Annotated in this window: 8 protein-coding genes; 1 reads left to right on the top strand and 7 read right to left on the bottom strand. The window is 29.1% G+C overall.

Translation table 11 applies throughout. The annotated features are described in order from the left end of the window. Positions 1 to 64: 64 nt before the first annotated feature. Positions 65 to 6,751: an alpha-2-macroglobulin family protein gene (locus tag FDT66_RS10325; RefSeq protein WP_138536212.1), complete on the bottom strand. Its 6,687-nt coding sequence runs from the start codon at positions 6,749 to 6,751 to the stop codon at positions 65 to 67. A gap of 170 nt (positions 6,752 to 6,921) precedes the next feature. Here FDT66_RS10325 and FDT66_RS10320 point away from each other — a divergent pair, with 170 nt between their 5' ends. Continuing rightward, positions 6,922 to 8,274, top strand: a complete 1,353-nt coding sequence (locus tag FDT66_RS10320; protein WP_138536210.1) for a UDP-N-acetylmuramate--L-alanine ligase — start codon at positions 6,922 to 6,924, stop codon at positions 8,272 to 8,274. On the opposite strand, the gene FDT66_RS10315 is transcribed toward FDT66_RS10320, so the two are convergent. From FDT66_RS10315 to trkA, 6 genes are all read right to left on the bottom strand, one after another. Continuing rightward, entirely contained in the window at positions 8,258 to 9,370 is a 1,113-nt protein-coding gene (locus FDT66_RS10315; RefSeq protein ID WP_138536208.1) for a nucleotidyltransferase domain-containing protein, read from the bottom strand. The genes FDT66_RS10320 and FDT66_RS10315 overlap by 17 nt on opposite strands. Continuing rightward, the gene (locus tag FDT66_RS10310) at positions 9,360 to 10,499 is read right to left on the bottom strand and encodes a phosphoenolpyruvate carboxykinase (ATP) (RefSeq protein WP_138536206.1); all 1,140 of its coding nucleotides are present in this window, start codon (positions 10,497 to 10,499) and stop codon (positions 9,360 to 9,362) included. Before FDT66_RS10310 ends, FDT66_RS10315 begins: the two co-directional genes overlap by 11 nt. A 90-nt stretch (positions 10,500 to 10,589) precedes the next feature. Continuing rightward, positions 10,590 to 10,757, bottom strand: a complete 168-nt coding sequence (locus FDT66_RS14045; RefSeq protein ID WP_171032367.1) for a hypothetical protein — start codon at positions 10,755 to 10,757, stop codon at positions 10,590 to 10,592. 26 nt (positions 10,758 to 10,783) lie between these two features. After that, complete coding sequence (locus FDT66_RS10305; RefSeq protein WP_138536204.1) at positions 10,784 to 13,198, bottom strand: T9SS type A sorting domain-containing protein; 2,415 nt, start codon at positions 13,196 to 13,198, stop codon at positions 10,784 to 10,786. A gap of 96 nt (positions 13,199 to 13,294) precedes the next feature. Next, positions 13,295 to 14,794 (bottom strand): TrkH family potassium uptake protein, encoded by a 1,500-nt coding sequence (locus FDT66_RS10300; protein ID WP_138536202.1) that lies wholly within the window; start codon positions 14,792 to 14,794, stop codon positions 13,295 to 13,297. Next, on the bottom strand, positions 14,795 to 16,141 hold the full coding sequence (gene trkA, locus FDT66_RS10295; RefSeq protein WP_138536200.1) for a Trk system potassium transporter TrkA: 1,347 nt from the start codon (positions 16,139 to 16,141) through the stop codon (positions 14,795 to 14,797). Between the last annotated feature and the right edge of the window lie 137 nt (positions 16,142 to 16,278).

Genomic DNA, 16,278 nt, shown 5'->3' with positions numbered 1-16,278 from the left:
AAATTAACATTATAATTTAGTTTTATTGACCTCATTTGCATTTTTAATTAATTCAAATGAATGTTTATTTTTCTATTTGAATACGAATTCCTTTAGAATGACTACTAAATTCAGGTGCATACATGCTTTGTATGGTGGTAATTCCGTTACTAAAATTACCTGCATTGTTTACTCTTAAATCATACTCAAAAACATATACTCCTTTTGGCAATCTATCAAAAAAGAAGTTGGTAGCTGCATCTTTTGTGCTTTCAAAATACCCTAAATTGTCTTGCCATTTGTATTTAGATAGTACATTAACAGGTTCTAAACCAGCTGCTCTCATATCTTTCATGTGAATGAATTCCATATTTCTATCCGAATGTAATTCTATTCTAACAGTTATTAAATCACCAACTTTTAAATTGGTATTATTTGTAATTTCTTCTAGCTTTTTTCCAGTATCTGAAATCACTTTTTTAAACAATTTTTTATTCAATTTTAATGGAGTTTCAGCACTAGTAATTTTATCTAAATTCTCAAAATATTGCCAATACAAACCACCCCAAGCAATTCCGTTTCCTTTTTTATTAATGGTAACTTCGCTCATTTTCGGCGTAATTTCATTACCATTCCAAGAAGTTTTAAAATAACCTGTACCAGCTTCAATTTTTACATCGTCCATTTTTGTTGGATCTACTGTTTTACTTCCAACTTTTATAGAAGCCATGTCTGTTATAGAAATCCAATCAGTTCCGTTTAATAACAGTGCATATACAGCTTCTGAAGTTGCTTTAGTAGTTTTCCAACGGTTTGTTTGCTTGTTTTTTAACAACCAAATTTTTAAATTATCAATTGTTGAAATATCATTTTCAATTTCAGAAAAAACCTCAATCATTAATGCTTGTGTTTCTACAGGAGCTTGATAATAATAGTAACCAGCAGTATTTTCTTTCCAGTACATACCTAATTCTTCTGATGTAATTGAATTTTCTCTTAAGGACTTCAAAATTTGAGTTGCAACTTGTTTTTTATCATTTCTAAATAATGTCAAAGCAATTTGTCCTTTTGCGTATAAATTATAGTCTTTCCAATATTTTGTAGATTGATTTTGATAATAATCAATCGCTTTTTGTAGTTTTTGTGAGATAGTAGTATCATCATAAAAACTCCTCATATATAAATATTGAATGATAAAATAGCTTAAATTATTTTTTGATAAATATGCAGCGTATTCTTTTTCATCTCTTTTTTTATTTTTTTGATTGTAGCTATTTTTTTCTGCTCTATTTATCAAATCAGTATATGTTTTCATCAATTGCTCGTCTAAAAACGTTACCGCTTTTTCAACCATTTTTTCTGTAGCAACATCAAAGTCTGTAACGCCTAATTTTTGTAAATGCCCAAAGCCAGAAACAATATATTGTGTAATGTATGTACTTTCATATTTGCTACCTTTAAACCAAGGAAATCCTCCTGAACTCATTTGAATTTCCGCCAATTTATTAATGGCTTTTTCTTGCTCATTTTTCATTTTATTCAAATCAAATAACAAGGCAATTCTCTTTTTTTGTTCTGTTTCAGACTGTGCATCTCTTAACCAAGGAGTTTCTTGAATAATTAAGGATTTTAATTCCTGATTTTTTTCCAAATTAGATAACAAAGCATCCGAATTTTTCCAAATATTAAAAACTTCTTGAATTCTTGGGTTGGCATTTGCTACAAAACTTGCCAAAGTATTTGCATAGTATTTTGCGAAAGTTTGTTCTGCACATTCATAAGGATATTCCATTAAATAAGGTAAAGATTGAATGGCGTACCAAGCAGGGTTTGAAGTAAACTCTAAAGTTAACTTATGGTTTTTTAGGGTGGAAGAAGTATTGTTTTTTAATTTGCTTAACGTGAATGTTTTAGTTTGGTTGGAGCGAACCCACATTGGTAAAGTTTCTGTAACCAACATTCTGTTTGATAAAACAGGTAGTACGTTTTGTTCTCCGTCTGAAAAACTACCAGATTGTGCCACTATTTTATATTGAATGGATTGTGCAGTTTCTGGAATGTTTAAATCCCAAAAAACGTTTGTATTCCCATCAGCATTTACTGTAAAAGAAACTCTGTCTGGTCCAGAAGATTCACTTAATGGAGGGTGATTTTTGTCTGTAAGTAATTCTTTTGTAATGCTTTTTCCTGTGATAGCATCTGTTAAATATATTTTTACAAAACCAGATAATTTGTTGTTTGTAAGATTTGTAATTTTTGCAGATAATGTAATTTTATCTCCTTCACGCAAAAATCTTGGTGTATTTGGTATTACCATTAACTCTTTTTGAGTAACTGTTTGTAAAGTTTTTGTGGTAGATTTTAATTTAGTAGTATGCGCTAATAACTGTAATTTCCATTTTGTTAAAGCCTCTGGCATTGTAAATGAAAAACTTACTTTTCCGTTTTTATCTGTTTTTAGTTTTGGAAAAAAGAAAGCAGTTTCTTTAAAGTTTTTACGTGCTTTTACTTGAGATAATTGGTTGTCAATTTCTTTTTTAGTGGTAATTATTACAACTCCATTTGCACCTCTTGACCCATAAAGTGATGTTGCTTGTTCATTTTTTAAAACAGTAATTTCTCCTATGTTATTAGGATTCATACTTTTTAGTTCTTCTGCAGAAATTACTTTTCCATCAATTACATACAATGGGTTTGTATTTCCTGAAATACTACCTAAACCTCTAATGTTAATGCTATTATTAGAACCAGGTTGTCCAAAAGCATTTATACTTGAAACTCCAGCAACCATTCCATTTAAAAGAGAAGAATCATCACTTTCTGATAACGCTTCTGATTTTATCATAGAAGCTGAACCAGTCATTGTCTTTTTTTGACTTGTTCCATAACCAACCACCACAACTTCATCTAAAACACTATCATCTGCATCCAATTTAATATCTAAACTTTTATAATTTTCTACTTTAACTTCTTCACTTTTAAAGCCTAAGTAATTAAATACTAAAACATCATCTTTTTTTATTTTTAGAGAATAGTATCCATCAAAATCTGTTTCTGTTCCAAAAACGGTTCCTTTTATAATTACGGAAACTCCTGGTAAAGGATCTCCTTGTTCATCTGTAACAACACCATTTACAGTGCCATCGTAATCTTTTCTTGTAGCGTTTAACTTTCTTTTAATAGTTCTTAAATATTGCCTGTTTAACCAATTGTTTTTATGTAAACTAAACCCAAACCAATTGTACGTAGCAAAATTAATTTCCGGAAAGCTGTAATACTTTCTATAATTATTTTGAATGTTAAAGTTGGTAGTGCCAAAACTATGATATGCTTTGCTGGTTTGGTAAGAGTAGTAGTTTTTATTTTTTGTAATCGGATTAAAACTCCAATTATGAGGTTTGAATTCATCTAAAGAAGCATCATACATTGATGCTAATACTTCTGCTGTAACTACATCATTTTTATCATTTTTTATAGTGAAACTCCAAGTTTCATCTGCACCAGGTTGTAATTTGTCTCTAAAAATATTGGTTTCAATTTCTATAGGTGTTTCCTCTTTTTCAGGAACATTTACAAGCAAACTACCACTATTAAAATAATTAAAATTCACAAAATGATATTTTATGGCAAAACCTCCAATATCGTTTTTGGTTACCGGAATTTTTATTTTTTTGGTATTGTTATTTAATTTTATGAGTTGCGTTTTTACAATTTCATGATTTTTTTCAATTTGAATTACAACAGTAATATCTTTTGAAGCAGAACCAATTTGAAGCTCAACTACATCATTAACTTTATAAAAGTTTTTATTGGTGTTTATGACAAACAATTTACTATCAGCAACTTGTTTTTCGTTGGTAGAATAAAGGGTAAATTTATGTTCATCTTTAACAGTTTGCCCGAATTTATCTTCACTGTCTAAAACAGCAATATATTTACCTGACAGCCATTTTTTGGTGTTTTTAAGTTGAATTTGTTTCTCTTTTTCTGTATTGAACTTTACAGAAAAAACTAGTTTTCCTTTCTGCCATTTGTCTTCATCATTTTCATCATCTGAATAAGCATCGTTTGGAAACAATTTTTTGAATTCACTTTCAGAAATATCTTGATAATCTGGTGCATTCCAAGGTCTTTTTCTTAATGGATTTTCTGGTGCTTGTAATTTGTAAATTTTAATTGTTCCTTCAGCAGGTACAAACTCACCATTTAAGTTTTTGGTATCTACATTTAAAACATTTTCTTTGTCATTTTTATAAACCTTGTCATTCATAGAAATTGTAGCTAGTAAAGAATGATAACCAACTTTTACAATAGTTGTTGCACTTCTTGTTTCACCATTTACATCTGTCACATCAGCTGTAACTTCATACTTAAAAATTGGTAAACTTTCTTTAGAAACAGTTTCGTCAGCAATGGCTTTAAATGTAATTTTAAATTCACCTTTTTCGTTGGTGGTAATTTCTCCGTTAGTAATTTCTTGCGAACTTGAATTTATAGCAGGACTTCGCCAATAATACCAAGTTGGATATTGTACTTTTCTATGAACCCTATAAACCACTTTTGCATCTGTAATAGTTGCTCCAGAAAATGCTTTTGCGAATCCATTAATGGTAACAGAATCGTTTAATTTTATACTTTCTGTGATGGGTTTAAACTCCGTTTTAAATTTAGGTCTTTTGTATTCTTCAACAGAAATTGAAGTGTAAGTATTATCAAAATAAATATCTTTATAAAAAGCGATATCTTTTTTTTCACTTTCATCTACCTCTATAGAAAAATTTCCTGTCAATCCATTATTAGGTAATATAAATTCGCCAGCAGCAGATCCAAATTCATTCAATTTTAAATCTAAAGTTTTAACTTTTTGTCCATTTGCGTCTTCTAATGTAATAGCTACAAATTTATCTTTTAAAACGGTTGAAGTTTCTCCTTTTTTCTGTAATACAATTGTTTTAAAATAAATAGTTTGTCCAGGTCTGTAAATACTTCTGTCTGTAAAAATGAATGGTTTAATAGTAATATCTTCATCAGTATTATTATAAGTATTTTTTTCTTGTTTGTATAAATACCTGTTTCCAAAAGATGCTTCGTCATTTTTTGAAGTAACTTTTATGTTTACGCTGTGATACGTATTGTAATTTCTGAAGGAAGCAAACCCATTGTTATCTGTTTTTAAGGTTTTTCTAATTGTTTTTCCTCTTTTTGAGTGTTGGTTAGTCAACAGTATTTCTGCATTCTTATAAGGCTTTCCATTGTTTCTGTTAACTACTTGATAATTGTATTTATTGTTAAATGTATTTACGATTAAGGTTAAATTTGTTGCTTGAAAAGCAGTTGTTCCATAAATAGCATCTTCATTGAATTCAGCTGTTTCTGAAGCCAAAATTAAATACATTCCATTTTGAAATTTAGGAATAATTACTTCTGTGGAATGTTGTAAGTAATCGCCTTTATTTCTAAGTGTTTTATTCCATTGTGCTACAATTGTAAATTTTTTTAGAAAATTAATTTTTTGTGCAGATTTGTAAAATTTTTGATAATCTGTAAATTGATTTTCAGAAATTTTATAGGCTGTGAAAAATAATTTATCAATGTTTTTATAAGAAACTAACAAACGAGAATTTGTTTGTATAGGTACATATTTTTCCGCTTTTATAGAAAGTGTTTTTTCTTTAATTTTTTCTACAAGAATTCTACATTTTAAAGCACCTAAACTTTTAGGAAATTTTGTTATAACTTCATTACAAAGTTTTAATGCTTCTTTATTTTTAAAACGGTTTTTTTCTTCATTAGAATTACTATAGTTACTTGCTTTTTGATTTAAAATTTGTGCAATTTCAAAAACATACAAACCAACTGATTCATGATTTTTATGATTTTTTTCTGCATTTTTTAAAGCTTGAAGATAATTGGCTTCTATATCTTTAAAAGTGGCATTATTTTTTACAAACTGTAATCTTTCAATATTACTATTTGCTAAAGCATTTTTGTTTTTTGCTTTCAAATGAAAAGAAATGAGTTTTTGATAGGTTTTTAAAGCATTTAATTGCAATGAAATACTATCTTTTGAAGTAATATTTAAATTTGAAAAAGTATTAACATCACCTAAAAAATCAGGATTATCAATACTAAACTTATAAGCTGGTTTCGATATAGAATTTTCTGAGGTTTTATAAAAAATTAATGCATTATTTGCCAAAAAATCATACAAAGTAGGGCTATAGGTTTCATTATCCTTTTGTAAATTTAAAATATCTTCAAAAGCACTAATCTTAATGTTTTGAAGCTTTTCTTCATTTTTTAAAGATGCCTCATAGTACTTGTGAATTTCTTTAAAAAGGGTATCTAAATCCCACGTTCTAAAATCTGTAGAATCTACTTTATTTGCTGTTTGTGTTCGATTGTAAAATTTATACCTATTTTGGGTGTAATATTGCCAATATAAGTTGGCTAAAATATTTTTTAGTACATTTTTTGTTGGAAATTCGCTTTTAGCAATATGCTCTTTAAAAGAAGAAATTACTTTTAGTTGCGCATCTTCTTCTAAGGTTAAAGAAAATTTGCTTTTGTAAAAAAGCGATTTTATAATTTGTGGTGAGTCATTCTGTTTGGTTGCTGAATCATAAATTTTCTCAACAATTTTTAATGCTGATTTTGGTAAATTATCAACTTCAAGTTTTTCAACTTCTAACCAAAGCTTTTCATATTTTTCTTGCGAATGCAGGCTAAAAGAAAATAGCATAATCATTATAATTGTTGTAACTTTTTTCATGTTTCAAAGATTTTATACGAACAAAACAACTAAAAATTGGTTTTTCAAACAATAAGCAATTAGTAAACAGTACTTTTTGGCACGTAAAACTAATTTTTAACTGAGTTTCGTTGTAAATTACTATATTTTGTTTAAAGCTTTTGTATTTTTACTTTTTAAAATTTTGTTAAATGAATATTCATTTTATTGCCATTGGTGGAAGCGCAATGCACAATCTTGCAATTGCTTTACACCAAAAAGGATACCAAGTTTCAGGAAGTGATGATACAATACATAACCCATCTAAATCTCGTTTAGAAAAGTATGGTTTACTGCCTAAAGAGTTTGGTTGGTTTCCAGAGAAAATAAACTCTAACATAGATGTTATTATATTGGGGATGCATGCTAAGATTGACAATCCTGAATTGTTAAAAGCACAAGACTTGGGCTTAAAAATTTATTCTTATCCAGAGTTTTTATACGAACAATCAAAAGATAAAACGAGAGTTGTAATTGGAGGTTCTCATGGAAAAACGACGATTACTTCTATGATTTTACATGTGCTAAATTATCATGAAAAAGAAGTAGATTATATGGTAGGAGCACAATTAGATGGCTTTGAAACGATGGTACATTTAACTGAAGAAAATGATTTTATTGTTTTAGAAGGTGATGAGTATTTAAGTTCGCCAATAGATATGCGCCCTAAATTTCATTTGTACAAACCAAATATTGCGTTGTTAAGTGGAATTGCTTGGGATCACATCAATGTTTTTCCAACTTTTGAAAATTATACCAAACAATTTAGAATTTTTACAGATTCTATGATAAATGGAGGTTCAATGATTTATAATGAAGAAGATGCTGATGTGAAAGATGTAGTAGAGTCTTCTGTAAATCATATTAAAAAATATCCATACAAAACGCCAACTCATTTTATAGAAAACGGAATTACTTACTTAGAAACTGCAGAAGGTAATTTGCCTTTAGAAATTTTTGGAAAGCATAATTTACAAAATTTAGCTGGAGCAAAATGGGTTTGTCAGCATATGGGAATTGATGAAGACGATTTTTATGAGGCAATAGCAAGTTTTAAAGGCGCAAGCAAACGTTTAGAAAAAATTGCAGAAACAAATTCTACAGTAATTTTTAAAGATTTTGCTCACTCACCTAGTAAAGTAGCAGCAACTACTAAAGCTGTTAAAAACCAATATGAAAAAAGAACAGTTTTGGCTTGTTTAGAGTTGCATACATACTCTAGTTTAAATGCGGAGTTTTTAGCAGAATATAAAGGTGCATTGGAATTTGCAGATAAAGCAGTTGTTTTTTATTCACCTCATGCTGTTAAAATTAAACAGTTAGAAGAAGTTACAAAAGAGCAAATAGCAACAGCTTTTAAAAGAGATGATTTGATTATTTACACAAATTCGCAAGAATTTAAAGATTTTTTACTCTCACAAAACTTAGAAAATACTGCTTTGTTACTAATGAGTTCTGGAAATTATGGAGGCTTAGATTTTGAAGAAGTTAAGCGTTTGGTTTAGGCTTTTTAAGCTTTAGCTGAATAAGTTTTTCTTGTTGCCAATTTTTATCAGTGATTCTTTTTAGCAACCAATTTCTATATGCCTTATCAAAAAAAGCTTTTTTAATAATATTTAATCTTGCTTTTATAAATACTCGAAAAGCAGCCTTTTTGCGAGTAGTGTTTAATTTTTGAATATCAGAAATTTGCGTGTTGAATTTTTTGAGATAATTAAATACATCTTCCGAATGTTCATAATTTAGTGATGCTACTTTTCCAAAAACTTCATAACAACTTGCCAAAAAACAATTTAAAGGATTTTTTAGAGTATCAAATTTAGAGAAAGCATCTATAGCTTTGGTTTTTTTGGATAGTAAAAAAACATCATAGGCATTTCTTAATGCCATATTTTTATAATGAATTCCAGCGTCGTTAATTTGTTTAGCAATGATTGATAACGATAATTGGTTGGCAAAACTTAATACATTAACATTATGTATTGTTTGACTATCAGTTTTAACCAATTCGTAATTAAATTCATCTGCAAATTTTTCAATTAATAATTCTTTATGAATTTCTACAGCAGCAATATTGTCTTTTTTTTGTAACCTATTGTAATGTTTAAATTGCGGAAAACTATATTCTTCCTCTGTAACTACAGAGTAATTATCACTTTCAATAATTTGAATAGTTTTAAGGTAGTTGTCTTTTGAAACAATAAAGTCAATATCACCTACCATTCTTTCTGCAATATCTTCATACAAACCTTCTAACAAGTTACCTGTACCTTTTAAAAAAATAGGAGTGATGTTGTTATCAAGTAACAGTTGATTTATTTCTTTTGCCTGCTTAATAATTTGTTCATTTCTTTCACGATTAAGTGTGGTGATATGATTCATGTATTCTACCAAATCTTCTGGTAAATATTTAAGGAAATCTACTCTTTTTAAATTGCAATACAATGCAGGAAACACGTAGTGTTCTGTACTTAATTTTACAACAGACTCCCAGTCTATTTCCTGTTTTTTTAATTGTTGTTCAATTTCTATTCTGTTTTTCTCTTCTAAAGAAATTGTCAAACATTTAGCAACAAAAAAAAGAGTTTCTTTATAATTCATTTTTAAATATTTTAGAAACTGTAGCAATCATTTTAGAGTTGTTTGAATAAGTAATTTGATAACAATTTAAACTTTTAAACCAATTTAAAAACAATTGTGCATTTTCTTTTATTGGTGATAACCACGAATCTGGAACTAACTGCTGAAAAGCTTCAATTTTTGAAATTTTTTCGCAGATTAAATCTGCATCTTTTTGATATTTGATAAAAACTAAATCTTCACAAGGTAAGTGTGAAAAAAAATCATCATTATTTGGCTGTAAATAACGTACAATTTTATTTAGTCTTTTAAAATGATACTCTGCAGAGTTTTGTAGTTCTGGATAAAGTGGAAGTAGAATTTCTAAGCTGTTTTTTTTTATAGAAATAGCAGCAGGAAAACTATAAACTTCTTTCTTACTAGCATCAATTGGAACAAAATCGTCAGCTAAACAAGTAAAATTATTGGCTTGTAAAAGTGCTAAAGAAGTGCTTTTACCATTACCTGAATCGCCTAAAAATAAGATACATTTTTCACCATTAGAAACTGCAGAAGCATGAAAAACACCCATCCATTCACTTTCTTCTTTTTGATGAATTTTTTGAATTAATTCCATAGAAAATTTCCCCTGAAAGTAATGAACTTCTTTTTTATTCCAAGCTCCAATAAAATCTTTATCTACATAAAAGAAAATAAAATTATTGTTTAAAAAAACAGCAAATGTATGTGAAACAGTTTTAGTTGTTTGAACCTCTAAATGAGCAAATTTAGGATGCACCAAATACAATTCGTATTCAGACGAAAACTCAACTTTAAATACCAGATTATTTATTTTGTAGTACTTTGTATATTCAAAATTTTTTGGTTTTAGAATATCTCTATAATCATTAGTTATAGATGTGTTTTCTATGTTTTTTTTAGCATAAATATCTTTTTCAATATCTAAAACAAAATCAATAGTTTTTTCTAATGGTACTGATAGCTTTTTAGCTAAAGCACTGGCAATTTCTTTAACAGAAATACCTTTGCTTAATCTTTTTAAAATATCTGCAGTAGTGTTTTCTAGTACTAGGTATTCGTTGTTGTTTTCAAACCAGACTACAGTCTTGTTTTCTAAGGTTTGATATAAAAAATGAGATTTTTTTTTCATAAAAAATAAATGTAGGTATTTTCTATAATATTTAAAACAAAAAACGTCTCGAAAAAAATCGAGACGTTTTTAAAAAAGATGTTTCATATTTTAAAATCCAGTTCCTGGTGCTTCAGGACTTTGTGCCTGAGCTTTTTGTGGATTTAAAATCATGTATGTTCCAAGCGCTGTTAGTGCAGCATATTTACCGTAATTACCAATTTTTTTAATGGCATCTTTACGAGAGATATTTTCGTTTTTTTCGGTTTGTTTTTTCATATTGTATGTTTTTAAATCTTGTGAAACTATTCTAAAACTATTTTCTTAGTAATCTTACCTTCTAACGTTTGAAGTTTTACAATGTAAACTCCTGTTGATAAATTAGGTAAACTAATAGTATTAGAAGTAGTTGATTCAAAAGAAGTGTCCATTACTTTTTTACCTAATATATTAAATAAAGATAAACTTGCTTTTCCTTGATTTAAACCTACAATTTTAAGACTATTATTTGTGTTGAAAATATTTACATTGCTTAAAAATTCTGAATCTGTATTTAAAACAGAAGAAGATTTTGTATGTAAGTAAAACCTTCCTGTACCATTTAAGTTTTCTTTTGGAGTAATGGTGTATTTACTATTAGGTTCATCTAAACGTGTATATGTATTTGTTAATCTATCTTCTAAAAATACTTTAATATTGTTAGGGAAGTTTAATGAATTTGCAGAAAATGTTAATTCACTATCAGCAACTGCTTTTATACCTACTGGAATTACCATTGTTTCATAATTTGAATTTGGTAACGATTGAATTGCTAAATTCTTTTCTTGAGAGCCAGAAACCAATTTCGTATACAAAGAAAAGGAAGTATTTACACCACCAAAAATAGAACTATCATATCCATTATCAAAATCTGTAGTTTTGTTTTCATAGTAATACACTACTGTTTTTTTAGATACTTCATTTTGAGTAATATTCAATTCAATTTCGGGTCTAGTATTTTGTACTTTGTTATATGTTCCGCTATTTTGATGACTTTGCATACTTTCTGTAAAACTAAAAGTACCACCTCCAGTTTTAGCTTTCACGAAAAAACCTTGAGTTGGTGCAATATATAAAGACGGTCTTTGATTTGTACCTGTACCTACTGTTGTTGTTTGGTTTACAGTAATATAAGTACTAGTAGCTTTATCCCACAACCAAATAGTTTCTTCTGCTAATTCACCAGTATTTGCAGTTAATAAATTTGTGGCATTTGCTGTTGTATTAAAAGGAATAAATGATGGAAAAGGATTTCCAATTAGATTGAAATCATTACCAACACCACCACTATTGTCTGTTATTGCTATAGCTACGTCTGTTGTTGTTACTGCACCTTTAAAACCAAGCTTTCCCTTAGCTGTATCTGCATTTAAAGCAGAATTTGGGAGCACAGAATATCCTTTTCCACTTGTCATAACCACATTATTTGTAGCTGCAATTTCGGTAGTTGTATAATAGTCCCATCTATTTGCTGCAATTACTGCATTGTCATAAGGAGCTATTCCATAATTTGTTCCGTTTGTTTGTAAAGCATTAAATCCTGCAAAACCTGTAGCTCCACCATCTATAACTTCTCCATTAGTTGGTGATGAAATTAATGTCCATCCAGAAGTATTATCATTAAAAGTTTCTGTAAAATAGAAAAATTGATTGGCGTCAGAAGTATATGTTCCTCCTAAAATTACTGAAGCAGCATCAATTGTGTTTGCACCAGTAATAGTTGATTCTAAGTATAAAGAACTACCAGTATTAATTGTAAGATTTCCAGAGATTGTTAAAGAACCACCTAAAACAGATAAGCCATCTGCTTCTGTAATAGATAAATTACCTACTGTTGCATCTATACTTGTTGTTATTTCTGGAGCGTTTGTTACTTCTGGTATTGAAACTAAAGAACTTGAAGTTGGTACACCATTATCCCAGTTTCCAGATATACTCCAATCGCTATTTGTAGTACCAGTCCAATTAGTTGTGTTTATAGTAAATGCTTCTTGAGAGAAAGGTAAAAGAGTTTCACCATCACTAGTTGAGGCTAGTGTATTCCAGTTAGTAGCTTCATTTACCAATTCAGTCTGATAAATACTAAATGAAGTTTGATTTGAACGTGAACCAATATATACAGCTCCATCTGGTGATGCAACTGCATCTAAAACTACAATTGTGTTGTCAGTATTCAAACCTGTTCCTGACAATGTTTTTCCATCACCATCAAAAGGACCAAGTTCATTACTGTCGTTTCCAATTTGCATTGCAGTTAAGAAATTGGTTGGTGTGTTTTCATCAGTTCCAGTGAAAGCTATCAAGCCATCTTTAGATGCAGAGATTGTAAAACTCCCTGATCTTGTAATACTACCTACTGAAGCTCCAAACAAAGGGTTTGCATCACTATCAGTATCAGTAAAAATAATTATTTTACCGGCTTTTATTGTGTTAGCTCCTGTTGACCAGGTTATTGTTCCTTCGCTACCAGCTAAACCACCTACACCATCAGTTTCATCATCAGTAAAATATATTGTTGAATTTGCAGCGATATCTGCTAAGGCAACTATAGCGAAATCTCTATCTCCATCTGCATTAAAACCAACAAAAGCTATATCACCAGTAGATTGTGCAAATGAATTATTAAAAAATAAACTAGCAAATAGAATTGCTATAGTTTTAAAAAAGTATTTGTGTTTCATAAGTTAATTTTTAGAAGCTTAAAAATACTAAAAATTTTATTAAATAAAAGCACAAAAGGCTAATTAACAATAAGATAATATGTATATAATCTACGATTAATTTTTACGCCAAAAAAATGGAGTAAATAAAATAAGTACTGTAAATAACTCTAACCTACCAATTAGCATTAAAAAAGAACAGAACCATTTTGCAGAGTTTGTTAAATGTGCAAAATTATCAATAGGACTTACAGACCCAATTGCGGGTCCAATATTACCTAAAGAAGATGCTGCTGCACCAATTGCAGACATAAAATCTAAACCAAATAATGTTAAAATTACCGAAGAAATTATAAAAATTAACATGTAAATAATAAAGAATGATAAGATATTAAATACAATAGTTTGATTTACTGTTTTACCATCATACCTCACAGGAATTATGGCATTTGGGTGTAATGTTTTTTTGAATTCTAAAAAGCTGTTTTTTAACATGATTATGTGTCTTACAACTTTTACTCCTCCACTTGTAGAACCTGCAGAACCTCCTGTAAAAAATAAAGCGAAGAAAATACCAGTTGCAAAAAAGTTCCACATGGTAAAATCGGCAGTCACAAAACCTGTAGTTGTAACAACAGAGGTAACCATAAATAATGAATGTCTTATCGCACTTTCTGTTTCTCCTAATACTTTTGGGTGTGCCAAAACACTTTCTAAATTTGGATCTTGAAAAAAGATAATGATAATAGCTATAATTGAGCTAACTCCAATAATACCAAATAAATAATATTTAAATTCTTCACTTTTAAAAACCTTTTGAATTTTACCTTTTAAAGCAAAATAGGTAAGTACAAAATTGGTTCCAGCAACAAACATAAATGCAATTATAATGTATTGTATTAATGGTTTTCCATTGTAAAACGCAATACTATCTGACTTTGTAGAAAAGCCGCCAGTACTCATTGTTGCCATTGCATGATTAATTGCATCAAACCAAGTCATACCTGCGATTTTTAATAAGAAAAATTCAGTTAACGTAAGTACAACATAAATTAAATACAATCTTTTTGCGGTATCAGTTATTCTAGGGTGCAATTTGTCTGCAGATGGTCCTGGAGCTTCTGCCATGAAAAGTTGCATACCTCCAATACCTAAAAGAGGTAAAATGGCTATGGTTAATACGATAATTCCCATTCCACCAATCCAATGTGTTGCACTACGCCAAAATAAAATTCCTTTTGGCATATTGTCAATGTCTGTTAATATGGAAGAACCTGTAGTTGAATATCCAGAAATAGTTTCAAAAAAAGCGTTGGTAACACTTGGTATTGCTCCAGATAATAAATAAGGTAACATTCCTGTAAATGAAAGTATTAACCAACCTAATGTTACAATTAAATACCCTTCTTTTTTATGAATGTTTGTATGTTTTGGTTTGTTTACAATGTATAGTAATACGCCTATAAAAACGGTAATGATACCTGCATTTAAAATACCCCATTTTTCGGGTTCATTGTAATACACACTAAAAGGAACTGCAATAAACATGAATAAACCATTTAAAATGGCTGTTATTCCTAAAAAGCGAAAAATAATTTTTGTGTTTAAAGTGCTCATTTATTTGAAAAGTCCTTCTACTGTACTAATTGCTTCTGGAAGACAAAATACAATCACCTTGTCTCCATTTTGTATTTGCATACCCCCAAAAGACATCAATGGCTTGCCATCTCTAATGATACCACCAAATACGGCTTCTCTTGGAAAGTTTAGGTCTTTAATTGGTTTGTGAGTTACTTTTGCATTTGGTCTTACTTCAAACTCAAAAACTTCAGCATCTATATTATGTAAATTTGCCAGAGCTAAAATTTCACCTTTACGAATATGTCTAAAAATATTACTCGCTGCAATTAATTTTTTATTTATTAAAGATTCAATTCCAATGGTTTGAGAAATATCAATATAATCCATGTTTTCTACCAAGGCAATTGTTTTTTTAACACCTTTTGATTTCGCCACCAAACAAGACATAATATTGGTTTCAGAATTTCCAGTAACAGCTATAAAAGCGTCAGTTTCTCTAATGTTTTCTTCTTCTAAAAGTTCTAAATCTCTACCATCACCATTAATTACTAAGGTGTTGCTTAAATCTTCGGCTAAAATTTCGGCTTTTTCTCTATTTTTTTCAATCAGTTTAACGCTAAAATTGTCTTTACATAAATTTCTAGCAGTTTTCTCACCAATACTACTGCCTCCTAAAATCATAACATTTTTTATGTTGAATTGTTTTTTTCCAATAATTGGATACAAATCTTTCATACTGTAATTAGGAACAGAAAAATATACTTGATCGTTTAATTCATATTTAACATCTCCTCTAGGAATAATAGTTTGAGCAACATTTTCTCTTTTAATAGCAATGGTAATAAAATCGATATTACTAAATTTTTGTTTGGCTTCTTTTACAGACAAATCTACCAAAGGCGATTTGTAAGTTAGCGAGGTTCCCATTACATTAAAAATACCGCTTTCAAAGGCAACAGTGTCGTTAAATGAAGATTGATTTAACAACATTTTAATTTCATTTGCAGCTAATTCTTGTGGAGAAATCATAAAATCTAAACCGAATTTAGAAAAATCTACTTCACAATCTTCTAAAAATTCAGGATTGTCAATTCTAGCTATTGTTTTTTTTGCCCCTAAAGATTTACCAATTACAGAAATTGTAAAATTGGTGTTTTGGCTTTCTGTAACTGCAATTAATAAGTCTGCAGAATCAATGCCAATTTCTTTTAATAATTTTATAGAAGTAGCATCACCTCTTTGTGTGATTACATCTAAGTGATTATTAATATAGTTTAACTTTTCAGCGTCAAAATCTATAATATACGTGTCTTGAGATTCGTAAGAAAGTAGTTTTGCCAAATGAAAACCAACATCTCCAGCACCTGCTATAATAATTTTCATATAAAAATTTACAGAATAGGGTACAAAGATACGAAACAATAGAAATACTTTTTAATTATAGCTTTGTTTTTTAAATTTTGAAAAAAGTAATGCATAAATTCAGTTTTCGAGGTTCGTTTCCTATTTTGTACATTTAT

Source organism: Polaribacter aestuariivivens, from assembly GCF_005885675.1.
Taxonomy (GTDB): domain Bacteria; phylum Bacteroidota; class Bacteroidia; order Flavobacteriales; family Flavobacteriaceae; genus Polaribacter; species Polaribacter aestuariivivens.
This window is presented reverse-complemented; position numbering and strand designations above follow the sequence as displayed.